This window comes from Pigmentiphaga sp. MLSB6-MA01, from assembly GCF_058793475.1.
Map to the genome: position 1 here is coordinate 56,503 of NZ_JBXAFV010000015.1, position 24,105 is coordinate 80,607.

19 protein-coding genes and 6 tRNA genes are annotated in these 24,105 nt (G+C 67.7%); 20 read left to right on the top strand and 5 right to left on the bottom strand.

Features of this window, described 5'->3' with window-relative positions:
- Position 1: 1 nt before the first annotated feature.
- The 4 genes from AC1Q6E_RS22285 (at position 2) to AC1Q6E_RS22300 (ending at position 6,640) form a co-directional block, all read left to right on the top strand.
- On the top strand, positions 2–946 hold the full coding sequence (locus AC1Q6E_RS22285) for an OmpA family protein (RefSeq protein ID WP_296559538.1): 945 nt from the start codon (positions 2–4) through the stop codon (positions 944–946).
- A gap of 173 nt (positions 947–1,119) precedes the next feature.
- Positions 1,120–1,458, top strand: coding sequence for a protein tyrosine phosphatase family protein (locus AC1Q6E_RS22290; RefSeq protein WP_152798755.1), 339 nt, complete (start codon positions 1,120–1,122; stop codon positions 1,456–1,458).
- Between the two features lie 12 nt (positions 1,459–1,470).
- On the top strand, positions 1,471–5,229 hold the full coding sequence (locus tag AC1Q6E_RS22295; RefSeq protein ID WP_492573535.1) for a DUF748 domain-containing protein: 3,759 nt from the start codon (positions 1,471–1,473) through the stop codon (positions 5,227–5,229).
- A 208-nt stretch (positions 5,230–5,437) separates the two neighbouring features.
- On the top strand, positions 5,438–6,640 hold the full coding sequence (locus AC1Q6E_RS22300; RefSeq protein WP_492573536.1) for an MFS transporter: 1,203 nt from the start codon (positions 5,438–5,440) through the stop codon (positions 6,638–6,640).
- Here the strand turns inward: AC1Q6E_RS22300 and AC1Q6E_RS22305 are convergent.
- Complete coding sequence (locus tag AC1Q6E_RS22305) at positions 6,637–9,375, bottom strand: bifunctional acetate--CoA ligase family protein/GNAT family N-acetyltransferase (RefSeq protein ID WP_492573537.1); 2,739 nt, start codon at positions 9,373–9,375, stop codon at positions 6,637–6,639. The two genes, AC1Q6E_RS22300 and AC1Q6E_RS22305, sit on opposite strands and share 4 nt — an antisense overlap.
- A 133-nt stretch (positions 9,376–9,508) precedes the next feature.
- On the opposite strand from AC1Q6E_RS22305, the gene gltX reads away from it, so the two are divergent.
- The 10 genes from gltX (at position 9,509) to AC1Q6E_RS22355 (ending at position 14,496) form a co-directional block, all read left to right on the top strand.
- Positions 9,509–10,936, top strand: coding sequence for a glutamate--tRNA ligase (gene gltX, locus AC1Q6E_RS22310; protein ID WP_296559529.1), 1,428 nt, complete (start codon positions 9,509–9,511; stop codon positions 10,934–10,936).
- A gap of 32 nt (positions 10,937–10,968) precedes the next feature.
- Positions 10,969–11,044: transfer RNA gene (locus AC1Q6E_RS22315), tRNA-Ala, on the top strand.
- A 35-nt stretch (positions 11,045–11,079) separates the two neighbouring features.
- Positions 11,080–11,155: transfer RNA gene (locus AC1Q6E_RS22320), tRNA-Glu, on the top strand.
- A 37-nt stretch (positions 11,156–11,192) separates the two neighbouring features.
- Positions 11,193–11,269: transfer RNA gene (locus AC1Q6E_RS22325), tRNA-Asp, on the top strand.
- A gap of 125 nt (positions 11,270–11,394) precedes the next feature.
- The gene (locus tag AC1Q6E_RS22330; protein WP_492573538.1) at positions 11,395–11,868 is read left to right on the top strand and encodes a type II toxin-antitoxin system HicB family antitoxin; all 474 of its coding nucleotides are present in this window, start codon (positions 11,395–11,397) and stop codon (positions 11,866–11,868) included.
- Positions 11,869–11,998: 130 nt separating this feature from the next.
- Positions 11,999–12,074, top strand: a tRNA-Ala gene (locus AC1Q6E_RS22335).
- Positions 12,075–12,097: 23 nt separating this feature from the next.
- A tRNA-Glu gene (locus AC1Q6E_RS22340) sits at positions 12,098–12,173 on the top strand.
- A gap of 37 nt (positions 12,174–12,210) precedes the next feature.
- A tRNA-Asp gene (locus AC1Q6E_RS22345) sits at positions 12,211–12,287 on the top strand.
- 238 nt (positions 12,288–12,525) lie between these two features.
- Positions 12,526–13,557 carry a serine hydrolase gene (locus tag AC1Q6E_RS22350; protein ID WP_492573539.1) on the top strand — a complete coding sequence of 344 codons (1,032 nt, stop codon included), beginning with the start codon at positions 12,526–12,528 and terminating at the stop codon, positions 13,555–13,557.
- Positions 13,558–13,575: 18 nt separating this feature from the next.
- Entirely contained in the window at positions 13,576–14,496 is a 921-nt protein-coding gene (locus AC1Q6E_RS22355) for a LytTR family transcriptional regulator DNA-binding domain-containing protein (protein WP_492573540.1), read from the top strand.
- 33 nt (positions 14,497–14,529) lie between these two features.
- On the opposite strand, the gene AC1Q6E_RS22360 is transcribed toward AC1Q6E_RS22355, so the two are convergent.
- A complete protein-coding gene (locus tag AC1Q6E_RS22360) occupies positions 14,530–14,988 on the bottom strand; it encodes an ion channel (RefSeq protein WP_152794141.1) in 459 nt (152 codons plus the stop codon).
- Between the two features lie 191 nt (positions 14,989–15,179).
- Here AC1Q6E_RS22360 and AC1Q6E_RS22365 point away from each other — a divergent pair, with 191 nt between their 5' ends.
- Positions 15,180–15,998 (top strand): META and DUF4377 domain-containing protein, encoded by an 819-nt coding sequence (locus AC1Q6E_RS22365; RefSeq protein ID WP_296559105.1) that lies wholly within the window; start codon positions 15,180–15,182, stop codon positions 15,996–15,998.
- 15 nt (positions 15,999–16,013) lie between these two features.
- Here the strand turns inward: AC1Q6E_RS22365 and AC1Q6E_RS22370 are convergent, their stop codons facing one another.
- Positions 16,014–17,267, bottom strand: coding sequence for an Hsp70 family protein (locus AC1Q6E_RS22370; RefSeq protein ID WP_492573541.1), 1,254 nt, complete (start codon positions 17,265–17,267; stop codon positions 16,014–16,016).
- Positions 17,268–17,476: 209 nt separating this feature from the next.
- Between AC1Q6E_RS22370 and AC1Q6E_RS22375 the strand changes: the two genes are divergently transcribed.
- From AC1Q6E_RS22375 to AC1Q6E_RS22395, 5 genes are all read left to right on the top strand, one after another.
- Positions 17,477–18,292: a class I SAM-dependent methyltransferase gene (locus AC1Q6E_RS22375; RefSeq protein WP_492573542.1), complete on the top strand. Its 816-nt coding sequence runs from the start codon at positions 17,477–17,479 to the stop codon at positions 18,290–18,292.
- A 20-nt stretch (positions 18,293–18,312) separates the two neighbouring features.
- A complete protein-coding gene (locus tag AC1Q6E_RS22380; RefSeq protein ID WP_152794149.1) occupies positions 18,313–19,233 on the top strand; it encodes a LysR family transcriptional regulator in 921 nt (306 codons plus the stop codon).
- Positions 19,234–19,346: 113 nt separating this feature from the next.
- Entirely contained in the window at positions 19,347–20,324 is a 978-nt protein-coding gene (locus AC1Q6E_RS22385) for a Bug family tripartite tricarboxylate transporter substrate binding protein (protein WP_152794152.1), read from the top strand.
- Positions 20,321–21,256 (top strand): amidohydrolase family protein, encoded by a 936-nt coding sequence (locus AC1Q6E_RS22390; RefSeq protein WP_152794154.1) that lies wholly within the window; start codon positions 20,321–20,323, stop codon positions 21,254–21,256. Before AC1Q6E_RS22385 ends, AC1Q6E_RS22390 begins: the two co-directional genes overlap by 4 nt.
- A 10-nt stretch (positions 21,257–21,266) precedes the next feature.
- Positions 21,267–22,571, top strand: coding sequence for an LVIVD repeat-containing protein (locus tag AC1Q6E_RS22395; protein ID WP_296559111.1), 1,305 nt, complete (start codon positions 21,267–21,269; stop codon positions 22,569–22,571).
- Between the two features lie 85 nt (positions 22,572–22,656).
- On the opposite strand, the gene AC1Q6E_RS22400 is transcribed toward AC1Q6E_RS22395, so the two are convergent.
- Positions 22,657–22,851: a PhlB family protein gene (locus AC1Q6E_RS22400; protein ID WP_296559113.1), complete on the bottom strand. Its 195-nt coding sequence runs from the start codon at positions 22,849–22,851 to the stop codon at positions 22,657–22,659.
- 287 nt (positions 22,852–23,138) lie between these two features.
- Positions 23,139–24,029, bottom strand: a complete 891-nt coding sequence (locus AC1Q6E_RS22405) for a LysR substrate-binding domain-containing protein (RefSeq protein ID WP_296559116.1) — start codon at positions 24,027–24,029, stop codon at positions 23,139–23,141.
- Positions 24,030–24,105: the final 76 nt, after the last annotated feature.

Sequence of the window (24,105 nt, forward strand, 5' to 3'; positions counted from 1 at the left end):
CATGAACGAATCATCGGAGGTCAGGATGCAAGAAAAGAACCCCCATGCCCGCCGCGCCGGCCTGGCCGGCAGGCGCCTCGCGCTGCTGACCGCATGCGTGGCTTCGCTGGCCGTGATGAGCGGCTGCTCGATGTTCCGCAGTTCGAAGGAGCCCGCATCACCGTCTTCGGCGGCCGCGGCGAACGGGGCCAGCCCCCCCGCGGTGGAGTTTCCCGCCCGCGAGTCCGCATCGCTCAAGGAGGGCACCTTCGTCAACCTGGACAATCTCAGGCAGATGATCCCGGGCATGACCAAGCCCCAGGTCTACGACCTGCTCGGCCCCCCGCATTTCAGCGAGGGCGTGTTCGGCGTGCGCACCTGGAACTACATCTTCAATTTCCGCACGGGCAACGGCAACGAGTTCATCACCTGCCAGTACCAGTTGCGCTTCAACAAGGACATGCAGACCGAAGCCGGCAACTGGAACCGGCGCGAGTGCGCGGATTTCGTGTTTCCGCGTCCGGTGGCCGCCCCGCCGCCGCCACCTCCGCCGCCGGCGCCCGTGCCGGTGAAACCGGCTCCCAGGCAGATCACGCTGGGCGCCGACGCGCTGTTCGCGTTCGACCGGTCCGATCTGGCCAGCATGTCGCCTGAAGGGCGCCGCCGCCTGGACGAGATCGGCAAGGAACTGCGCAGCGTGGATGTCGAGCGGGTGCGCGTGATCGGCCATGCCGACCGGCTGGGCAGCGCGAGCTACAACGACAGGTTGTCCCGGCAGCGGGCCGCCACGGTGGTGACCTATCTGGTCAACTCCGGCGTGCCGTCCAACCTCATCAGTTCGGACGGCAGGGGCTCGCGCGAGCCGTTGGTGCAGTGCGACCAGCGCAATCGCAACGACCTGATCGCCTGCCTGGCGCCGAACCGCCGGGTCGTCATCGAGATCCAGGGCAAGGCCGGCAGTTCGTGAGGCCATCCGCGCCGCCCGGGCGGCGCGGAAGCCCGGCGCATTCTTCGCATTTCGTTTGTCTGGCGGTCGTCTCCGAGTTAGGATTACCCCTTATCGATCTCCCGCAACGCGCGGGCCGCAAGGCTCTTCCGGGAGCGCGCGCGGCGCGCGGGGGGATCCTTCCGGAGACACGCATGTCCGCATTCACTTCCCTGACCGAAAACTTCGCCGTGGCGCCCCAACTGGCCCCGGACGACATGGCGGCCGTCGCCGCGGCCGGTTTCAAGAGCGTCATCAACAACCGGCCCGATTTCGAAGGCGGGCCGGCCCAGCCGTCCAGCGAGCAGATGCAGGCCGCGGCGCAGGCGGCGGGGCTGAGCTACGTCCACCAGCCGGTCAACGGGGCGAATATCCAGCCGGGCGACGTTGCCACGTTCGCTTCCCTGCTCAAGACCCTGCCGGGGCCGGTCCTGGCCTTCTGCCGCAGCGGGGCGCGCTCGACCAAGCTGTTCATGTCGGCCAGTTCTCTCTGACCGGGCCGCGCCGTGGCTTTCACGCTGGCGGGAGCGGTCGATGGCGTCAGGCGGCGGCGCAAGCCCCTGCTGCGCATTCTCATTGTCCTTCTGGCGCTCTGGCTGCTGTTCCTGGCCCTGGCCGCCTGGGGCATCCCCCGGCTGGTCCGGAGCGTGGCCCTGGCGCAGGTGCCGGAGGTCCTGGGCCGGACGGCCCGCATGGGCGAGGTATCGTTCAATCCCTTCAAGCTGCGCCTGCGCATCCATGATTTCGCCATCCTCGACCGGGCGGGCGCCAATCCGGATTTCTCGGTATCGCAGGTCGAGGTCAATGCCTCCATTTCGTCGCTGTTCCGGTTCGCGCCGGTGGTGGACGGGCTGACGGTCACCGCGCCGCGCGTCTCGCTGGTCCGCGAGGGGCCGCAGCGCTTCAATATCAGCGACATCCTCGACCGGCTGGCGGCCAAGCCTTCGGAAGGCGGCCCGCCGCCCAGGTTCTCGCTGAACAACGTCAAGCTGGACGATGGCGAGATTACCGTCGACGACAAGGTCACGGGCCGCCAGCACACGGTGCGCGACCTGCAGGTGGGCATCCCGTTCCTGTCCACCCTGGCCTATGCCACCGACATCGACGTGCAGCCCCGCTTGTCGGCCCTGGTCAACGGCAGTCCGTTCAACCTGGATGGCACCGCGCGGCCTTTCGATACGCCGCGCACGTCCTCGCTGCATCTCAAGATCGATGACCTGGGGCTGGATGCGCTGGCCGATGCCGTCCCGGGCGCGATGCCGCTGGTGGTCAAGCATGCGCGGCTGGACAGCGATGCCCAACTGGTGTTCGAGGAGGGCGGGGCGGCAGCGCCCAAGGTGCGCCTGGAGGGCAATGCCACGGTGCGCGAGGTCGACGTGCGCGACCAGGGCGATGCCGCGCTGCTGGCGTTCAAGAGCCTGGCGCTGGAGAAATTCGCGCTGGAACCGTTGGCGCGCCGTTTCCAGGCGGAACGCATCATCCTGGCCGGCCCCTCGATCCATGCCAGCCGCGCGGCCGACGGCCGCGTGAACCTGGCCGAGGTGGCGGCCCGTTTCCAGCAGCCGGCGGCGCCAGCCACCGCCGCTCCGGCCGCGCCGCTTCCATCCGCCGGTCCGTCCCCATCGCCGTCCCCGTCCCCGTCCCCGTCTTCCCCGCCGGTTCCCGTACCCGCGGCGCCGGCTTCCGGCCAGGGCGATGCCTGGCACGTGTCGGTGGGGGCCGTGGCGCTGCAGGATGGCGAGCTCGCCTGGCACGATGAGCAGGCCCGCTTCGATTACCGGATTTCCGAGTTCTCGGCCGAATTGCGCGACCTGAGCCTGCCCGTCGCCCATGCCCAGGCCGCGCCCCTGACCCTGGCCGCGCGCGTGGGTGAGGCGGGGCGCCTGGATGTGAGCGGCCCGATCCGCCTCCAGCCTTTCTCCGCGGATCTGGACCTCAAGCTGGACGCGCTGGCGCTGCCCGCGCTGGCGCCGTTATGGAAGCCCTACCTGGCACTGCGGATCGACGACGGCTCGCTGGGCGCGGCGGCGAGGCTGCACGTGGAGCAGGGGGAGTCCATGGCGGTGCGCTGGAGCGACGGCAGCGTCGCGCTGCGCAGGCTGGCCGCCGCGCCCGCCTCGGACAAGGCAGCCAGCCTGAAGCTCGAATCGCTGGACGTCGGCGGGCTGGCTGGCGACCTGGCGGGACGCACGGCCCGGATCGAGCGCATCGCCATCGACGGCCTGGCACTGGCGGCCACCCGGTCGGCCTCGTCGGCCGTGAGCTGGGCGGATATCGCCGTTCCCGCCGCGCCCCAGGCCCGATCCGCCGGCAAGCCGGCTCCGGCTTCTTCCGGGGCGGCCCAGGCCGCCTGGAAGGTGACGGCGGGCACGCTGGCGGTCGCCAGGAGTTCGCTGAGGCTGACCGATGAGTCGGTATCGCCCCGCGTGGCACTGCGCCTGGACGGTTTGCAGATGGAGGCCCGCAACCTGGGGTCCGACCTGCGCGCGCCCATCGATTTCTCGCTGCGGTCGTCCGTCCAGGGCCGGGGCACCGCCGACATCAAGGGAACGGTCGTGCCGGAACCCCTTTCGGTCAAGGCCCAGGTGCGCGCCGACCGGCTCGACCTGACGGCGCTCGCCCCCTACCTGGCCGACCGGCTCAACGCCACCGTGAAAAGCGTCGTGGCCGGTGCCGACGGCAGGCTGGAGTTCGCGGCCGCCACCGGCAGGCAGCCGCAGCGCGCGGCCTGGAATGGCGCCGCCGAGATCTCCAGCCTGGACCTGATCGACAAGCTCAACTCGGCGGATTTCCTGAAATGGAAGCGGCTGGCGTTCAAGCGGCTGAATGTGGTGAGCGCGGGCGATACGCTCAAGGCCGATCTGGGCGACATTTCACTGGAGGATTTTTTCGCGCGCGTGATCCTGAGCGAGCAGGGACGCCTGAACCTGTCGCAACTGATCGTCCAGCCCGGCGAGCAGGCGGGTTCCATCACGGCGGACAAGCCGGCCGAGCCGGCGGCGAAGGCGGAAAGCAAGCCCGCCGAGCCGGGCGCCAGGGAGGCGGGGGCCGCCGCTCCCGACGCGGGCGGCATGCCGCGTGACATCCGCGTGGGTACGGTGCAACTGGCCCGGGGCCAGATCAATTTCACCGACAACTTTGTCAAGCCCAACTACCACGCCAACCTGACCGACATCGCCGGCAGCATATCGGCCGTGTCGTCGGCCGACAGCGAGCCGGCCGATGTGCAGGTGACGGCCAAGGTGGACGGCGACGCGCCGGTGGACATCACCGGCAAGCTCCATCCCTTCGGGCCGCGGCTGTACACGGATATCCATGCCAGCGCCAAGGGCGTGGAGCTGCCGACGCTGACGCCCTACGCGGCCAAGTACGCCGGCTACGCCATCGAGCGCGGCAAGCTGTCGATGGACGTGCACTACCTGATCCAGGACGGCAAGCTCCAGGCCAGCAACAAGATATTCCTCGACCAGCTTACCTTCGGCGAACGCGTCGACAGCCCCGATGCCTTGAAGCTGCCCGTGTTGCTGGCGGTATCGCTGCTCAAGAACAGCCGGGGCGAGATCGATATCGAGCTGCCCATTTCGGGCTCGTTGGACGATCCGCAGTTCTCGGTGGGCGGCATCATCTTCCGGGCGCTGGTCAACCTGATCGTGCGGGCCGTGACGGCGCCGTTCTCGCTGTTGGCCTCGGCCTTCGGGTCCGGTGAAGAACTGTCCCACATCGACTTCGCCCCGGGCCGGGCCATGCTCGACGACGACGCGCGCAAGCGCATCGAGACGCTGGTCAAGGCGCTGAACGACCGGCCGGCATTGAAGCTGGACGTGGCTGGCCGGGCCAACCCGTCCGTGGACACCGATGGCCTGCGCAAGGCCGGGGTCGAAGCCTTGATCCGGGCACAGCAGCGGGAAGACTTGAGCAAGAAGGGGGGGGACGCTGTCGATGGGAAGGATTTGCCGCCCCTGGACGCCGCGCAGCGGGCCCGCTACCTGGAAAGCGCCTACAAGGCCGCCAAGATCGACAAGCCGCGCAACGTCATCGGCTTCGCCAAGTCGCTGCCCGGACCCGACATGGAGGCGCTGCTGGCCGCCAGCGTGAACGTGGGGCCCGACCAGCTGCGCGAACTGGCCGTGCGGCGCGCGCAGGCCGTGATGGCCGTGCTGCGCGAGGCCAAGCTGGGCGAGCGGGCCTTCGTGGTCGCGCCCAGGGTCGAGGCCAAGGCCGCCGAGGGCAGCAAGCAGACGGGGGTGGATTTCAGCTTGAAGTAGGCCCCCCCCCTACGCCCTTCGGGCGCCCCCCAGGGGGCGATGCGGGTGGACCGGCGGAGCCGGATCTACCGCATCCTGGGGCTGGTGCCGGTTTCTTGGATGGGATTACCGTTGCCATCGCTGGCGAGTTGGGGTTTGTTTTGTTTTTATTCTGGATATAAGATGTCCAGAATTGAGGCGTCGCCTCGCTCTTGTCGAGTTCTTCATCATGACGCGTAGCTCTTCTTCGCCTGCCGGGGCCTTGCCGGCGCAGGGCTTGGGGTCGGTTGCCATTCTTGCGCTGGGGACGTTCGCGGTGGGAACGGATGCGTTCATCGTGTCGGGGTTTCTGCCTTCGATCGCGCAGTCGTTGCAGGCGTCGAATTCGGTGACGGGGCTGTCGGTCACGGTTTTCGCGGCGACTTATGCGTTGCTGGCGCCCGTGCTGGCGACGGCCACGGCGCCGTGGCCGCGCAAGCGGGTGCTGGTCGGGGCGCTGGTGGTGCTGGCGGTGGCCAATCTGCTGTCGGCGCTGGCGCCGGATATCGGGACGCTGCTGGCCAGCCGCGCGTTGGCGGCGGTGGGGGCGGCGGCCTATACGCCGACGGCCACGGCGGCGGGTGGGGCGCTGGTGCGGCCGGCGTTGCGGGCGAGGGCGTTTTCGCTGGTCACGGGCGGGTTGACGGTGGCGACCGCGCTGGGGGTGCCGCTGGGCAATCTGGTCAGCCATTGGTTCGGCTGGCGCACGGCGCTGGGCATGGTGGCCGCGCTGGCGGCGCTGGCCTGTGCCGGGGTGGCGCTGATCATGCCGGCTTTGCCGGGGCAGGCGCGTTCGCCGCTGCGCGTGCGCCTGGCGGTGCTGCGCCGGCCCGCGGTGGCCTGGGTGCTGCCCTTGACGGTGGTCGGCATGACGGCCTGCTACATCGTTTACGCCTACAGCGTGCCCGCGTTGCAGGCCCTGGGGGTCGCCGACGGGCGCATCGGCATGATGCTGCTCTGCTACGGCGCCGGGGCGGTGCTGGGCAATCTGCTTGCGGGGTACGGGGCCGATCGCTGGGGACCCACTCCGGTGTCGATCGCCGCCTACGTGGCCATGGCCGCGTCATTCGGCACCATGGCGTGGCTGGCCGCGGCCGGCGCCGGGCATGACGCGGCGGTGGGGCTGCTGGTGCTGGTCTGGGGCATGAGCAGTTGGGGACAGACGCCGCCGCAGCAACTGCGCCTGACCAATGCCGCGCCGCAGGAGGCTCCGCTGGTGGTGGCCCTGAACGCTTCCTGCATCTACCTGGGCATCGCGCTGGGAACCGCGCTGGGCGCGGGGCTGCTGACGCACGGCGCGGCGCTGGGTTTTGCCGTGTCAGGGCTGGTCGCGCTGGCCGCGCTGGGATTCGTCGCCGTCCTGGCGACGCAGGACGGCGGTGGCCCGCGCTAGCCCGCCGGGCCGCCCGCCGTGGCGCCGTCGCTCTGCAGGCGCAGCCACACCCGCCGCATGCTGAAGTCGTCGGGGTCCATGTCGATATGGAACCCGAGCCGGTCCATCAGCGCCAGCATCGGCCGGTTGTTGCCCAGCACCACGCCCTCGATGACGGCCAGCCCCTGCTGGCGCGCGGCATCCACCAGCGTCGTCATCAACTGGATGCCCAGCCCCCGGCGTTGCCAGGCGTCGCCGATGACCAGCGCGTACTCGGCGCTCTCGCCGTCGGCGTTGAGCAGGTAGCGCGCCACGCCGATGACGGTCTCGCGCAGTTCGCCGGGGTGGTCGGGATCGGCTTCCCAGATGGTGGCCACCAGGGCCAGTTCCCGGTGGTAGTCGACCTGGGTGTAGCGCGCCAGCGTCCGCGGCGAGAGTTCGCGCATGAACGAGATGAAGCGCATATAGCGCGTGTGCTCGGACAACTCGCGGGTGAAGTCCTGTAGCGGCGCCGCGTCCTCGGGCCGGATGGGGCGGATGGTGTAGGGCGAGCCGTCCTTGAATTGCAGGTGCCTGACCAGGCGGGCGGGGTAGGGATGGATGGCCATGTGGGCATAGCCGCCCAGGCCCGCGTCGGCCTCGCCCGCGGTCTCGCGCGTGAGGGTGATGCGGGTGTCGGCCGCGACGACCCGGTCGCCGTCGATCATGACCGGATCGATGTCGATGGTCTCGATGTCGGGCAGCGCGCAGACGATTTCCGATATGCGGACCAGCACGTCTTCGAGCGCGTCGTGGGCGCGTGGCGAGAGCTGGTCCGCCAGCGCGTAGCGCCATACCGGCGAACGTTCCATCAGGCGGCGCGCCAGGAAGCCGTTGAGCGGCGGCAGCTCCAGGCTGCGGTTGGAGGGGTTTTCGCTGCGCGAGCGCGCGGATCCGAAACGGATCACCGGCCCGAACAGCGCGTCGCGCGCCACGCCCATGGAGACCTTGGCCGAACCGGGAGGTCCGGCCATGGCTTCCACGGTGATGCCTTCGATGTACGCCTGCGGCGCGGCCGCATGGGCATTCGCCAGCATGCGATGGTAGGCCGTGACGAGCTCGGTGCTGTTGCGGATGTCCAGGTGCACGCCGCGGACCGCCGACTTGCGCACCACGTCGGGCGAGTCGATCTTGATGGCTACCGGAAAGCCGATCTGCTGGGCGGCGATCACGGCTTCGGCCGGCGTGCGGGCCAGCAGGACCTGGACCACCGGAATGTGGAAGGCCGCCAGCAACGCCTTGCTCTCGGGTTCCGTCAGGGTCAGCCGTCCCTCCCGGCGGGCGCCGTCGAGCAGGATGCGCGCGCCGGCCAGGTCGGGTTCCTGGCCCGGTGGTTCGGGCGGCGGGGTCTGCAGCAGCAACTGCTGGTTGTAGTGATAGGTGGCGAGGTTGCCGAAAGCGTCCACCGCCGCCTCGGGCGTGCGGAAGGAGGGCGAGCCGGCATCGTCCAGGATGCGGCGCAGCGGGCGCATGGCGGCATCGCCCATGAAGCAGGTGATGACCGGCTTCGGCGCCTTGGGGGCGGTGGCGGCCAGGGCCTGCGCCACCGCGCGCATGTCGGCCTCGGGATCGGGCGACAGCACGGCCAGCACGCCGTCTACCCCGGCGTCGGCGACGATGGCCTGCACGGCCCGCGCGCAGGCCTGGGGGTCGGGCGCCGAGAATTCGACCACGGGATTGTCGGTCCAGGCATTGGCGCTGAGCGTGGCCGCCAGTTGCCGGCGCGTGTCCTCGCCCAGTTCCGCGCGCATGGCCGGCCGGCCCGGTCCCAGTTGGTCGAGCGCCAATTGCGCCGGGCCGCTGCCGTTGGCCAGCACCGCGATGCGCCGGCCGCTGGGCAACTTGGCGAAACCCAGCGCCTTGACCGCCGAGAACAGTTGCACGAAATAGCGGACCCGCACCGCGCCCGCGCGGCGCAGCGCGGCGTCGAAGACCATGTCGGGCGATATGGAGGGCGGTCCCGCCGGCACGGCGGGGGCGGCATCGTCCGTGCCCAGCGGCCGTACGCTGGTGCGCTCGCGGCCCGGGTGGCCCGCCTTGAGCACCACCACCGGCTTGACGCTGGCGGCGGCGCGGATCGCGCTCATGAACTCGCGGGCATCGCGCACATCCTCCAGGTAGAGCGCGATGCTGTCGGTGCGCGCGTCGGCCACGAGGAAGTCCAGCACGCGGGGGACATCCAGCGCCGCTTCGGCTCCCAGGGAAACCACGGTCGAGAAGCCGGTCCGGTTGTCGTCGGCCCAGTCCATGACTACCGCCATGATGGAGCGGGACTGCGTGACGAGGGCGACGCGGCCCGAGCGCCCCAGCAAGGGATGCACGCTGGCGTTGAGGCCGGCGTGGGGCCGTTGCAGCCCGAAGCTGTGCGGCCCCAGCAGCACGCAGTCGTGGGCCGAGGCCCAGGCGCGGCAGAAGTCGTTGTCGTCGCGCGAGGGTTCGTGCGTGAGGACGGCCACCGCCCGCGGCCGGGCGGGCGCCAGCGTCTCCAGCGTGGTCCGCAGTGCGTCGCGGGGGACGGCGACCACCGCGAGATCGGGCCGCTCGGCCGCCTGGGCCAGTTCCGCGGGCAGGACGCAGGCCTGCCGTTCGTCCAGCCGCAGCTCGGTGGTCCGGGCGCGCAACTCGGCGGGCAGGGACGCCATCAGCGGCAGCGGCCGGACGCTGACGGTGATCAGCGAGCGGGGATCGAACAGCGGAGACAGGGCGTGCCGGGACATGGCCCTCCTTTCAGGACGAGGACGCGGCGGTTCGTGGCGGCTCGGGAGCGTACGGATCGGCTGCAATACAATACTACCCCGGTCGAGCCCCTCGCGCGCCCAGTATTCACATCAGGACAAGAGCCGTTTTCCTATGAGCACCGATTCCTCGTCGTCCGGCCGCAACTCCGCGGTCCGCACTCGTTTCGCGCCGTCGCCCACGGGCTTCCTGCACCTGGGCGGCGCGCGCACGGCCCTGTTCTCGTGGGCGTTCGCGCGCCATCATGGCGGCACCTTCGTGCTGCGGATCGAGGACACCGACCTGGAGCGTTCCACGCCCGAGGCGGTGCAAGCCATCCTGGACGGCATGGAGTGGCTGGCGCTGGAGCACGACGAAGGCCCGTTCTACCAGATGCAGCGCATGGACCGCTACCGCGAAGTCCTGGCGGGCATGCTCGACGCCGGCACGGCCTACTACTGCTACTGTTCGCCCGACGAACTCGAAGCCATGCGCGAGCGCGCCCGCGCCGAAGGGCGCAAGCCGCGCTACGACGGCACATGGCGGCCCGAGCCGGGCAAGACCCTGCCGCCGGTGCCCGCGGGCCGCAAGGCCGTCGTGCGTTTCCGCAATCCGCTGGACGGCGACGTCACCTGGAACGACCTGGTCAAGGGCCCCATCACCATTGCCAACGCCGAGCTGGACGACCTCATCATCGCCCGGCCCGACGGTACGCCCACCTACAACTTCTGCGTGGTGGTGGACGACTGGGACATGGGCATCACCCACGTCATCCGCGGCGACGACCACGTCAACAATACGCCGCGCCAGGTCAACATCCTGAAGGCCCTGGGCGCGACGCTGCCGGAATACGGCCATGTGCCCATGATCCTGGGGCCCGACGGCGAGAAACTGTCCAAGCGCCATGGCGCCGTCAGCGTCATGCAGTACGACGACCAGGGCTACCTGCCGGAAGCCATGATCAACTACCTCGCGCGCCTGGGCTGGAGCCACGGCGACGACGAGATCTTCACGCGCGAGCAACTGGTCGAGTGGTTCGATACCCGCAGCCTGTCGAAGTCCGCGGCGCAGTGGGATCCCAAGAAACTCAACTGGGTCAACGCCCACTACATCAAGCACAGCACCGACGCCGACCTGGCCGCGCGCGTCGCGCCGCGCATCGCCAGGCGCGGTGGGGCAGTCGACGGCGGGGACCTGCCGGCCATCATGGCGCTGCTCAAGGAGCGGGCCGAAACGCTCGAGCAACTGGCCGACGACGCCATGTTGTTCTGCGGCGAATTCGATGCCGCCGCCACGCCGCCAGAACTGGTCGCGCAGCACCTGACCGATGGCGCGCGCGCGATCCTGCGCGACTTCGCGCAGGAGGCCGGCAAGATCGAATGGACCCGCGAGCAGATTTCGGCGCTGATGAAGGCAACCCTGGCCAAACACGGCGTCAAGATGCCGGCGCTTGGCATTCCGCTGCGGGTGGCCGTGACGGGGCGGGCGCAGACGCCGGCCATCGATGCGGTCCTGTCATTGCTTGGTCGTGAGAAAGTGCTGGCCCGCTTGCACGCGGTTTAAAAACCGTGCATAATCTCGCTTCTTCGCAGGACGGGGGTATAGCTCAGCTGGGAGAGCGCTTGCATGGCATGCAAGAGGTCAGCGGTTCGATCCCGCTTACCTCCACCAGTCCAAGAAGAAGTTGTGCAGTACTGTAGTTCCGGGTCCCCTTCGTCTAGAGGCCTAGGACATCACCCTTTCACGGTGAGTACAGGGGTTCGAATCCCCTAGGGGACGCCAGCCGAACAGGCTGGCAGCAGTAAAAATATGCCGCTGCGGAGCGGTAGTTCAGTTGGTTAGAATACCGGCCTGTCACGCCGGGGGTCGCGGGTTCGAGTCCCGTCCGCTCCGCCAAGAATCAGAAAACCCTGCTAAATCCCGTGTTTAGCAGGGTTTTTGCTTTTCCGCTCCGACATTCTTGGGGCCCATCAAGCTTTCGAGTCTTGGGTTTTGGTACCAAAATGTGGTACTTCCCATAAATGAAAGCCAAGCATCGGCGCACGCTGGAACTGATCTTCTCCCGTCCGACCCCAGGCGGAGTGAAGTGGTCGGCCATAGGGCAAAGGCGCTGTTGCTTCCATCCGCAAATGGCTCGAAGAATCAGGCGTCAAGCCATGAAGAATGTGATGAACATCGACGGCTATCAAGCAGTTATCCAATTTGACCCGGAAATCCAGATGTTCCGGGGAGAGTCCGTCGGACTCAATGGTGGGGCCGACTTCTACGCGTCGGATGTTCCCGGCCTCGTTCGCGAAGGGAAGGCATCGCTCAAGGTCTTTCTCGATATATGTGAGGAGCGTGGCATTGAGCCGCGCAAGCACTTTTCAGGGAAGTTCAATCTGCGTGTTTCCGCGAAGGTACACGAAGCCGCGAGCATTGCCGCGGCGGCGGAAGGCGAAAGCCTCAATCAATGGATTGCGAAGACCATCGAAGAGGCTGTGTCCACGCATTGAGAACACGGGTGAGATGCTTGGGTTCGAGTGCCGCCCTGCGTGGACTCGCAAGCAGAAATATGGCTATAATCCAGGTCCCGCTTGAAAAACGTTTCTGCGGGCATCCACCCAGGTGGATGGCAGTGACCGTGGGGGTATAGCTCAGCTGGGAGAGCGCTTGCATGGCATGCAAGAGGTCAGCGGTTCGATCCCGCTTACCTCCACCACGAAGTCGTTGCTGTAGTTCCAGGTCCCCTTCGTCTAGAGGCCTAGGACATCACCCTTTCACGGTGAGTACAGGGGTTCGAATCCCCTAGGGGACGCCAGCCGCCACGGGTTGGCAGCAGTAAAAAATGCCGCTGCGGAGCGGTAGTTCAGTTGGTTAGAATACCGGCCTGTCACGCCGGGGGTCGCGGGTTCGAGTCCCGTCCGCTCCGCCAAGGAATTCCAAGGGTTAGTGCGCTAGCAGCCACTAGCCCTTTTTCATTTCCCGCGTCTCTTCGCATGTCGATTCGTCGGCTGAAAATGTCGATTGGGCTGCGATCGATTGACAATCCCCGTAGCGACTTTCAACATCCACGCCGTACACGAGCATTCCGCATGGTGCTTGCCGGCGGGCCGCTTCCTTTCTTGCCGGTGCTGGCACCGGGCCCGTCATCCCGCGGAGTGTCATCGATCATGCGATTTCCCATTGACCCAGCCGGCCTGCAGCGCCGCCGGCTTTTCAAGTTCACCGCGTCGGCGCTGGCGATGCAGGCGGTTGCCGCCTGCGGCGGCGACGCCAATGCTGCCGGCGGCAATGCCAGCGACGCGGTGCGCGAGGCGGTGGCCGGCTTCGGCGCGCTGGCTCCCGAGGGCACGCATTGCCTGGTGCGCGCCGACGTTCCCAATGCGCCCTGGAGCGCGAGCTACAACCCGGATCGGCAGCTGTTCATCGGTAGCGCGGTCAAGACCTTCATTCTTGGCCAGTTCGTGATCGACGCGGAAACGTCGTACAACGGTATTTCCGGGAACATGCCGCAGACCATCAGCGATGCGGTCCGCTCTCCCGGCAGTCCCGTATTCGGCAACCTGGACGGTACGCTGCCCGCCAAGTACGCTCTCGAGGCGATGATCGCCCACAGCGACAATACCGCCACCGACATGGCCTACGCCGCGGTCGGGGCGGACCGGGTGCGGCAGTTGATCGCGCGGGCCGGACTGACGCATACCCGGATCCCGGACTCCACGCGCCGCCTGTTCTCGTACCTGACCGGGGCCCCGGACGGCGTGGACCTGGGCTGGGAGGCATTGATGGCGGAACTGGCGAAGCCTTCCCTGCCGAATGCGCGGCAGGCGATCAACGACAAGCAGTCGATGCTCAGCACGGCGACCGAACTGGTGGAGTGGTACCGGCAGTCGCTGTCGGGGAAGTTCTTCACCCAACCGGCGACCATGACGGAGTTCAAGCGGATCCTGGCGATGGCCGACGCCATTTCCCTGGTGGTGCCGGCGGACATCATCGCTTATGGCAAGGGGGGCAGCATCGACTGGCTCGATTTCCATACCATCAGCTTTCCAGGCCAGATGATCGTGGACCGGGTGCCGGTCACGTTCTGCTTCACCTACAACTGGCGGGGCCCGGAAAGCAGTACCGGCGCGCCTTTCCAGGCGTTCGTGAAGGCCGTCCGCCCGGTGCTGCAGGCTTGTGTGGACGCCATTCGCAAATAGGGCGGGAAGAGGCAGGATATGGATACCGCGGCATCGTTCGAAAGCCTGGGGCGCGATCAATGCGCGGCGGCCCCCGCGCCGGGGGCCTGGGTCCACCAGGTTGCCCTGGCCCTGATGAGCCGGCCCCAGGACGAGGCCATCTTTCTTGCGTTGCAGGCGCTGGGCGCGATGGCCCAGGTCGATCGCGCATGGATGTTCGAGTACGATGCCCGCGCCTTGCGCTTTCGCAACACCCATGAATGGTGCCGGTCCGCCATCCCGTCGCATGTGAGCGATCTGCAGGATGCGCCGGTCACCATGATCGCGTGGCTGCATCGCGCGCTGAGTCTGCAGCGCGCGGTCATGATCCACGACGTGGGGCGGCTGCCGCGGGCGGCAAGGTCCTTGCGGGCGGAGATGCAGCGCCAGCAGGACCGCAGCGTGCTCTGCGTGCCCGTGTTCCATGAAGGGCGCCTGCGCGCGTGCATAGGTTTCGACGCGACGCGTGAGCCCGTGCGCTGGCAGCCGGCGCAGGCGCTGGGCCTGTTCTTGTGCGCGGACCTGATCGCGCAGGCCCGCTATGGCGGCACGGATGCCGGGTGCGGTCGGGCGCAGGCGCAGTTCTACGAGCCCTTGCTTTACCTGCGGCAGGGGCACGGGACGCGGGGGTTGGCCCCGGCGGACATCCTGGGCGTCCGTTCGGCGCGGGATTATTCCCTGATCTGGCTGGCGGGCGGCGATTCGGTCAAGGACATGCGGCCCCTGTCCGCCTGGGCGGCGCTGCTGCCCCTGGAGAGTTTCATGCGTATCCACCGCACGGCGCTGATCAACCTGGGGCACGTGAAGGTGCTGGAGCGGGGCGCTTCCAGGCCCTGGACCGTCCAACTGCGCGGACTGGGCCAGCCGTGGTCGGTATCGCGTCCCTATCGCCAGGAGCTGCGTTCCAGGCTGGGGGTCTGACGCGGCGGAAACCGGCGCGGCGGGGGGGGGCGGTCAGCGCTCGTCGCCGCCGTCCCGGCGCTCTCGCCAGTTGCGCCGCATGAGAATGAACGTGAACGAGGTGGACCAGCCGATCAGGATCAGGCCGACCAGGGGTTCCACCGAGGCCAGCAGGCGCAATGGCCCGGTGGGAAAGATGTCGCCCAGGCTCTGGGTGGTGAAGGTTTCCAGCCCGAAATAGATGTAGGCCAGCGGACCCGCGCCGGCCGCGCCGGTCAGGTGTCCCAGTCCCAGCCATTCGGCGCCTATCCAGTAGCCGGCTCCGAAAAGCAGCCCTTCCAGACAATGGGCGGCGATGATGGCGCAGATCAGTACGCCTATGTTCGCCCGTCCGCTCCATCGCCGCGGATGGATGGAGGAGATGAAGCGCAGGGCTTCGTAGTGCAGGGCGACGGTGCCGATGGAGAAGGCCACGGTCAGGCCGATGGCCAGGAAGTAGTGCGAAGGAGCCATGTCCGGGATCCAGCAGGAGGGGATGCGTAGGCGTTAGAGGCGTGCGGGGGGCCGCCGGCATCGCCTCTTTGTCAGCACTTGTTGCGGGCGCGCGGCGATTATTGCAGTTGTAGCACTCCCCGGACCGCGGCCGTTCGTGACGGCGCGGAGGGGTGCTACGCTTGATGGCCCCAAGAAGAAGGAGAATATCCATGAAATTGAACTGGAAAATCCTGATCGCGGCGGCCGTGGTGCAGGGGCTGGCGGCCTGCGCCCAGCAGGGCGGCGCGGCGGGCGGTCCCGGCGCCAAGGCGGATGCCTCGATCCTGACGGCCTATCACTGGCGCCTGCAGCAGGCGCTGAATGCAACGGGCGCTCCCCAGCCCGATGCCGTGAACACCCATGGCGGCCAGGCGCTGCAACTGACCTTTGCCGGCGAGCGCGTGTCCGTGGCCGGCCTGTGCAACATGCTGGGCGGCGGCTACCGTGTCGACGGGGCGCGGATGTCCATTACGCAGATGGTCGGCACGCTGCGCATGTGCGCCGATCAGGCACTGATGAGATACGAGCGGGACGTGGCCGAACGGCTGCCGACGGTGTCGGGCTGGGAGATCCTGGACGGTGCCGCCCGGCCGGAAGCGGGGACGTCGCCCGCCCTGAAGCTGACCTTTGCCGACGGCAGCCAGTGGCGGCTGGCTGGCACGCCCACCGACCAGACGCGCTATGGCTCGGCGGGCGAGACCATGTTCCTGGAGGTGGCCCCCGACCTGGTGCCGTGCAGCCATCCCCTGATCCCGAACATGAAGTGCATGCGTGTGCGCACGGTCAGCTACGACGCCGCCGGCATCAAGCAGGGCTATGGCGACTGGGAGGCCTTCTACGGCAATATCCAGGGCTACACCCACACGGCGGGCGTGCGCAACGTGCTGCGGGTCAAGCGCTATACCGTCGCCAACCCGCCGGCCGACGCGTCGCGCCATGCCTACGTGCTCGACATGACCGTCGAGAGCGAGCAGGTGCCGGGGCGCTGAGCCCCGGCCGGCGCTTCACCCCAGGCGCCGCGCGGCGTCCAGGGCCAGGCCCGTTCCGATGCTGCCGAACGTGTCTCCCTGGACCGCGCGCGCCGCGGGCAGCAGGGCGGCGACCCGGTTGCGCAGCAGCGGCACGCTGCTCGATCCCCCCGTGAAGAACACCGTATCGACCGCCCGCGCGGCAACGCCGGCGGTGTCCAGCAGCCCCGCGATCGTCCCGCCGATCCGGTCCACCAGGTGTTCGATGGCGGCATCCAGGTCGGCGCGCGTCGCCACCTGGACCAGTCCGGGCTCGACGCGGCCCAGGTCCATCCGGGCCTCGGGCTCGGCGGCCAGCGCGATCTTCGCTTCCTCGACCTGGAAGGCCACCCAGTGGCCCGCGCGCTCCTTGACCAGTTCCAGCAGCCGGGCGAGCTTGTCCTTCTCGGCCGATTCGTGGAACAGCTCGGCCAGCATGGTGGCCGACTTGCGGGCATAGACCTGGTTGATGGTGTGCCAGGAAGCCAGGTTGAAGTAGGGCGTCGAAGGCATCTCCTTGCCGCTGGCCAGGCGGCTGCCCAATCCCAGCAGCGGCATGACGGTGCGCAGGCTCAGGTACTTGTCGAAGTCGGTGCCGCCGATGTGGACCCCGCCATTGGCGAGGATGTCCGCGCGCCGGTCGGCATCGGCCGCGCGCGCGGGGTTCAGGCGTATCAGCGTGAAGTCCGACGTGCCGCCCCCGATATCCACCACCAGCACCAGTTCCTCGCCCGTGATCTGCGACTCGTAGTCGAATGCGGCCGCCATGGGTTCGTACTGGAATTCGACATGGCGAAAGCCCACCTCGCGGGCGATGTCGGCCAGGGTTTCCTGGGCCTTCGCGTCCGCCCGCGGATTGTCGTCGACGAAGAAGACGGGACGGCCGAACACGGCCTGGTCGAAGGTCCTGCCGGCCGCGCGCTCGGCGCGCCGCTTGAGTTCCCCGATGAAGCGGGCGAGCAGCAGGCGGAACGGCAGTGCCCGGCCCTGGACCTCGGTATGGCCCTCCATGAGCGGCGTGCCCAGCAGGCTCTTCAGGGCCCGCATCAGCCGGCCGTCATAGCCTTCCAGGTAGTCGCGGACCGCCGCGCGCCCGAAACTGGTGTCGATATCCTCGGCGTGGAAGAAGACCGCGGAGGGAAAGGTGGGCTGGCCGTCTTCCAGCGGCAGCAGGGAGGGGGCGGAGGGCCGGTGCCAGCCGACGGTGGAGTTGGACGTCCCGAAATCGACGCCGCATGCGTTTGAGATCATGAGGGGAAAGGAAAAAGGCGCCGCGGCCCCGGTGGGGACTGCCTTTCGGCCGCGGGGTGGGCCCGCGGTGGAAAATGCAGATCGATATGCGGGCTTGGCATGGCCCGCCTGGGCGGGCCGGTGTTAAAACGTGGAACGACGCCATTGTATGCGCAGCCACGGATTGTGCTCCCTCCGGTGCATGGTCCTCGTCCACAGGAGTCTTTCGCATGTCATTCAAAGCCCTTGTCGCGGTCGTTGGAGTGTCGCTGGCCGGCGCCGGATGCGCCGTCGCGCCCGTGGGGGAAGACGCGGCGCTGAAGCAGGCCATCGCCAGCCCGGCGCGCACGCCGGCGTTCGCCGCCCGCGATTCCGCCCGCAAGCCTTACGAGGTGCTGCATTTCTTCGAGCTGCGGCCGGACGCCGCCGTGGTCGAGATCTCGCCCGGGGCCGGCTATTGGACCGAGATTCTCGCGCCGTACCTGAAGCCGCGCGGGACCTACTACGCGGCCCAGTATCCCCAGGACGGCGGGGGCCGCGCCTACTACCAGGAGTACTACCGGAATTTCCGCGCCAAGCTGGATGCCGATCCCGCCCGGTACGACCGGGTCCGGGTGACGGCTTTCGGCAAGGGCCGCTACGACATCGCCCCGCCGGGAAGCGCCGATATCGTGCTGACTTTCCGCAACCTGCACAACTGGATGAACGACGGCTATGCCGAGGACGTGATGGCCGCCTTCTACCGGGCCCTCAAGCCGGGCGGCATCCTGGGCATCGAGGCCCACCGGGGCCGGACCGACAAACCCCAGGATCCGCGCGCGGCCGACGGCTACGTGCGGCAGGACTATGCGATACGGCTCGCGCAGCAGGCGGGCTTCGTCTTCGCCGGCAGTTCGGAGGCGCTGGCCAATCCCCGTGATACCAAGGATCATCCGGCGGGCGTCTGGACGCTGCCCCCGACCTTCCGGCTGGGCGACAAGGACCGCGAACGCTACGCCGCGATCGGGGAGGCCGACGGGTTCGTGTTGAAATTCCGCAAGCCCTAGCACCCAGCACTTCGCCGGCCATGCTCGATCTCAACGAATTCGTCACATTCGCTGCCATCGTCGAAGCGGGGAGTTTTTCCCGGGCGGCTGAACGGCTCGACGTCTCCAAGGCGCTGGTCAGCAAGCGTGTGGCCGCCCTTGAGCACACGCTGGGCGTCAAGCTGCTGAACCGCACCACCCGGAAATTGGGGCTGACGCCGGCCGGGGCGGTTTTCTACGAGCGCTGCCAGCAACTGGTATCGCATGCGGACCTGGCGCGGCACGAACTCGAACACTTTCGCAGCACGCCGGGAGGGCTGATCAAGGTCAGCGCCTCGATTGCGTTCGGGCGCCTGCACCTGGTGCCGGCCATCAGCCGATTCCTGGCCAATCATCCGGACATCTCGGTGGAGCTCGAATTGAGCGAGAAATTCGCCGACCTGATATCGGGCGATGCCGATGTCATCGTGCGCCAGGCCGAGGAGCCGCGGCTGATGTCGCTGGTGGCACGCAAGCTTGCGCCGCTGCGGCAGATCGTCTGCGCCAGCCCGTCGTATCTGGCGCGCCACGCCGCGCCGCTGCGGCCCGATGACCTGGCCAGCCACAATTGCCTGGTCCGCACCGCCAACCCCCGCAATGAATGGGTTTTCCACGACCAGGACGGCGCCCGGCATGCGGTCCGGGTGCAAGGCAATTTCAAGGCGAACAATGCCGACGGCGTGCTGGTCGCCACATTGCAGAGCCTGGGCATCGGCGCCATGCCGTCGATGGTGGCCGCCGAATACGTGCGTTCGGGCAAGCTGGTCCGTCTGCTTTCCGGCTACAGCCTGGCGCCGCTCGTGCTCTATGCCGCCTATCTTCCCAATCCCACCCAGCCCCAGTGCGTGCAGACCTTCGTCAACTTCCTGTGCGCCGAATTCGGAGATTCGCCCTATTGGGACAAGGGCTTGAGCTTCGTCTGATCGGTTCTCCTGGTGAACAGTGTGTTCACCGCTGCGCGTTGCTCGCGTCCCGGGCTTGGGCCACCATAGATTCGCGTCCCCATTCCTAAAAAACCGGCGCGAGGAGACTCCCAATGCTATTGAAGCGATATGCGGCGCTGACGCTGTTCGTGGCCCTTCCCGCGGCACAGTGCCTCGCCCAATCCGCGACCGCCTGGCCCAGCAAGCCCATCAGCCTGGTCGTGGGCTTTACCCCCGGCGGGCCCAGCGACATCCTGGCGCGAGCCATGGCCAAGCAGATGAGCGAGCGCCTGGGGCAGCCCATCGTCATCAACAGCCGGCCCGGCGCCGGCGGCAACATTGCCGCGGCGGCCGTGGCCGGCAGCCCCGCCGATGGCTATACCTGGCTGTTCGGCAACAACTCGATTCTTTCCACCAACGCCGCGCTTTACGCCAATCTTCCCTTCGACCCCGAGAAGGATTTCGCCGCGGCGGGGCTGGTGGGAGTCCAGCCCAGCATTCTCGTGGTCAACAGCAACGTTCCGGCCAGGTCGGTGCGCGAGCTGGTCGCGCTCGCACGGTCCAAGCCCGGCGAACTGAACTATGCGTCGTCGGGCGCCGGAGCCGCCGCGCACCTGGTGGGGCAATGGCTGGTGACTTCGGCCGACCTGAAGATCGAGCACGTTCCGTACAAGGGCGCCCAGCCGGCCCTGACCGACATGATCGCCGGCCAGGTGCAGCTGATGTTCGCCACGGCCGCTTCGGTGGTGCCATACATCAACCAGGGCCGCCTGCGCCCCCTGGCGGTGACGAGCGCAAAGCGCATGCAAGAGTTTCCGGATGTGCCGACCATGATCGAGGCGGGTTTCGACGGTTTCGTGGCCGAGACGTGGCACGGCATCGTCGTCCCGGCCGGCACGCCTCCCGCCATCGTCGAGCGCATCAACCAGGAGATAAGGCACGCGCTGGACAGCAAGGAGATCCGGGCCCAGTTCCGCGAGCTGGGGGTCGAGCCCGCGCCCGGCACTACCCAGGCCTTTGCCGATTTCATCAAGTCGGAAACCCCCAAATGGACGAGGCTGGTCAAGGATTCCGGGGCCCGCGTCGAATGAGTTCGCATGCAGCCGATACCGGCGATGCCCCGCTGTGCGCGGCCGCCGACCCCCATACGCGCCGGCCGGCGTTCCGCCTGCCCGCCGCCAGCTGCGATACCCACGCGCACCTGTTCGGGCCGGCGCATGCCTACCCCTACGATCCCCGGCGCGTCTACACCCCGCCCGCCGCGCCGCTGGAGCAGTACCGGCGCATGCTGGACACCCTGGGCGCAAGCCGGGCGGTACTGGTCCAGCCCAGCGTATACGGCACGGACAACCGGCTGCTGCTGGATACCCTGCGCGCGGCGGGGCCGGACCTGCGCGGCGTGGCGGTCATCGATCCCGACGATACCGGCGTGGACCTTGCCGGCATGCACGAACTGGGCGTGCGGGGCCTGCGGGTGAACATCGTCGACAGGAAAGACGGCAAGGGCGAGCTGCCCCTGCCGGCATTGCGGAGGCTGGCCGACCGCATTGCGCCATTGGGCTGGCATCTGGAACTGCTGATGCACGCCGACGAATTTCCCGGCGTCGAGGCGCTGCTGGACGACCTGCCCACGCCATTGGTATTCGGGCACATGGGCTATCCGCACCCGGGCAGCGGGCCGGATGCGCCCGGCATGGCCGGACTGATACGCCTCATGCGGCGCGGCAAGGCCTGGGTGAAGCTGACCGGGCCCTATCGCATTTCGCACCAGCCCCTGCCTTACCGCGACGTCGACGCGCTGGCGGCGGAAATCGTCGCCCAGGCTCCCGATCGCGTGCTGTGGGGCAGCGACTGGCCCCATGTCATGGTTCAGGGACCCATGCCCAACGATGGCGCGCTCTGCGACCTGCTGCGAACGTGGGTCCCGGATGCCGCGACGAGGGAAAAAATTCTTGTGCACAACCCGGCGCGGCTATACGGCTTCGACGACGCCGGCGGTCAATCGCGCACGACAGCGTCATAAGGGGAAGTCTGTGTCAGATCCGGTACAACTCTCGAAAAACATCGCCCGTCTTTCCCGCCTGGAGCTGCCAGGCGCCGGCCAGGTGTGCGTCGCCGGCAAGTATGCGTATGTCGGCCATATTCCCAACAAGGCGCAGCTGGGAACCTCCATCGTCGATATCTCGGATCCGCGCAAGCCCGTGGTCGTCAGCCAGATCCACCTGGACGACCCGGAGTCGCACACCCACAAGGCGCGCGTGGTGGGCGACATCATGATCGTCAACAACGAACGCAACATGACCCGTATCGGCCGCAAGGCGGAAGAGCTCCCCGGCCTGCGCGCGCGGCTGCGCGAAACGCTGGGCCGCGACGCGACCCATGCCGAGCTGGCCCATGCCCTGAACGTGGACGCGGCCGACATTCCCAAGGTCGAGGAAGCCGAACGCCGGCCCTACGACCGCGGCGGCTTCAAGGTCTACGACATTTCGGACAAGACCCGGCCCCGGCTGCTCGTCCACCAGAAGACCGGCGGCATAGGCGTGCACCGCTTCGACATGGACGAGAACTACGCCTACATTTCCACCGAGATGGACGGCTACGTCGGCAACATCCTCGTCACCTACGACATACGCGACCCCAGCCGGCCCGAGGAGGTCTCGCGCTGGTGGATACCCGGGCAGCACATCGCCGGCGGCGAAACCCCGGCCTGGTCCGGGCGCAGGAACCGGCTGCACCACGCGCTGCGCTACGGGGACGAACTGTGGGCGGGGTTGTGGCATGGCGGCGTGGCGGTGATCGACGTCAAGGACATCCGCAAGCCGGCCACCCTGGGCAGTTTCAACTATCACCCGCCTTTTCCCGAGCCCTCGCATACCTTCATGCCGCTGGAGCAGCCCATAGGTGGACGCAGGATCGCGCTGGCCATCGATGAAGAGGACCATGCCCACGACGACGAGGAACTGGACCGGCGTCGAGGCCGGCCTCACGGCTGCCTGTGGGTGCTGGACGTAACCGACCTGTCGAATATCAAGGCCCTGTCGAGCTACGAAGTCAGTGAACTCGACTCACCCTGGAGCCGCGCCACGCCAGGACGCTTCGGCGCGCATCAGTTCCAGGAGCAGCGGCGGGGGACTCTGGTCTATTGCGCATGGTTCGCAGGCGGCCTGCGCGTGGTGGATGTCGCCAATCCCATGTCGCCGCGCGAAGCGGGGTACTTCATTCCTCACCCGGCGGCGGGCAAGGCCGCGCCGCAGACCAACGATGTATTCGTCGACGACCAGCATCGAATCTACATGGTCGACCGCTACGCCGGGTTCGACATCCTGGAGCATACCTAGCCCCGGCTCGCCCCGCCCCACCGGCCAGGGACCGCGGCGGTACCCGGCGGCGGTCGCGGGCCAGGACGCCGGATGTCGATTCAGCCTAGGTCCTGGAGGCCGGCAGCCGGGCGTAGCAGTGCTTGCAGATGGCCGCGGCGGGGTGCACATATTTGCCGCAGCCGGGGCACTGCTTGCCGTATCTTTCACGGGCGGCTTCACGCGACTTCGCCCGCTGGCGAACCTTGATGACGAGGATCCCTACGCCGATGACAGCGATGATGGCAATGAAAACAATCATGCTCTTCCCGTTGTAATTGCGCGAGCGAGTATAGGTGGCGTGTGTTATCGGAAGTTTGCAGGATGTCTCAGTTGTTAGAAAGGGCTTATCTTTTTTTTCGCAAAAAAGCGGCATGCCCGGGAAAAGGGAGTCGCCTCCGGTACAACAAAGGCTCCCGAGCCGCGGCTGCGTGCGGGATTCGGTTCCCTGGGGAGCGGGAAGAAAAGGCCGCGTGGCCCGAGTAGAAAAAACTGCCTGCTAGCGAACGGATACACATGGCTGGCGGATGGCAGGCAATGACGGCCGCGTTACATTTTCCGGCGTGCGCGCAGAAGAACGAGTAACTTGCGCAAATGGGCGCCCTGATCGGCCTCGCGGTAGGCCAGGTGCAGCGGCGATACCGCGTCCTTGTCCAGGATGCGCTGATAGACCACTCCTTCCAGCGCGATGCACTGCGTGTGCGAAGGCACGATGGCGATGCCCACGCCGGCCGCGACCAGCCCGATGATGGTGGAGGCCTCGCGGGCTTCCTGGACCATGCGCGGCCGGAATCCGGCTTTCGCGCACAGGTCCTGGACCTTCCAGTACAGGCCTATGCCGGCCTGGCGCGGATACATGACGAGCGGGTGGTCGCGCAGGTCGCCTATGTGGAGCGGCGCGGCCGCCAGGGGATGGCCGGCGGGAATCGCGGCCACGAGCGGCGAGCGCAGCCATTCCTCGATGGCGATGCCGGCCGGGATTTCCACCCCGGGATGCCGGAGTATGGCCAGGTCCAGCGTGCGCGCGTTGACGGCATCGAGCTGATCGACCGAGGTCATCTCGTGCAGGTCCATGTGCACCCGCGGATGGGAGAGCTGGAAATCCCGCAGGATGGACGGCAGCGAGGACAGCATCGACGATGCGGTATAGCCCAGCGAAATGGCGCCGATCTCGCCGGAGGCGGCGCTGCGGGCCTCTCCCTTCGCATCCTCCACTTGGCGCAGGATGCCGCGGGCGCGCTCCAGGAAATGCCGGCCCGCCTGGGTCAGCGCCACGCGCCGCTTGTCCCGTTCGAACAATTGCACCTTGAGTTCTTCTTCCAGCGCGCGGATCTGGATGCTGAGCGGCGGCTGGGCCATGTGCAGCCGCTGGGCGGCGCGCGTGAAGTTGAGTTCTTCCGCGACGGCGATGAAGTAGCGCAGGTGACGCAGTTCGATCATATCTTCAGGATATCAAAAACCCCCTATAAATTGTATTTCAGAATATCAAAAAGGAGGCATAGGATGCGGGGCATCG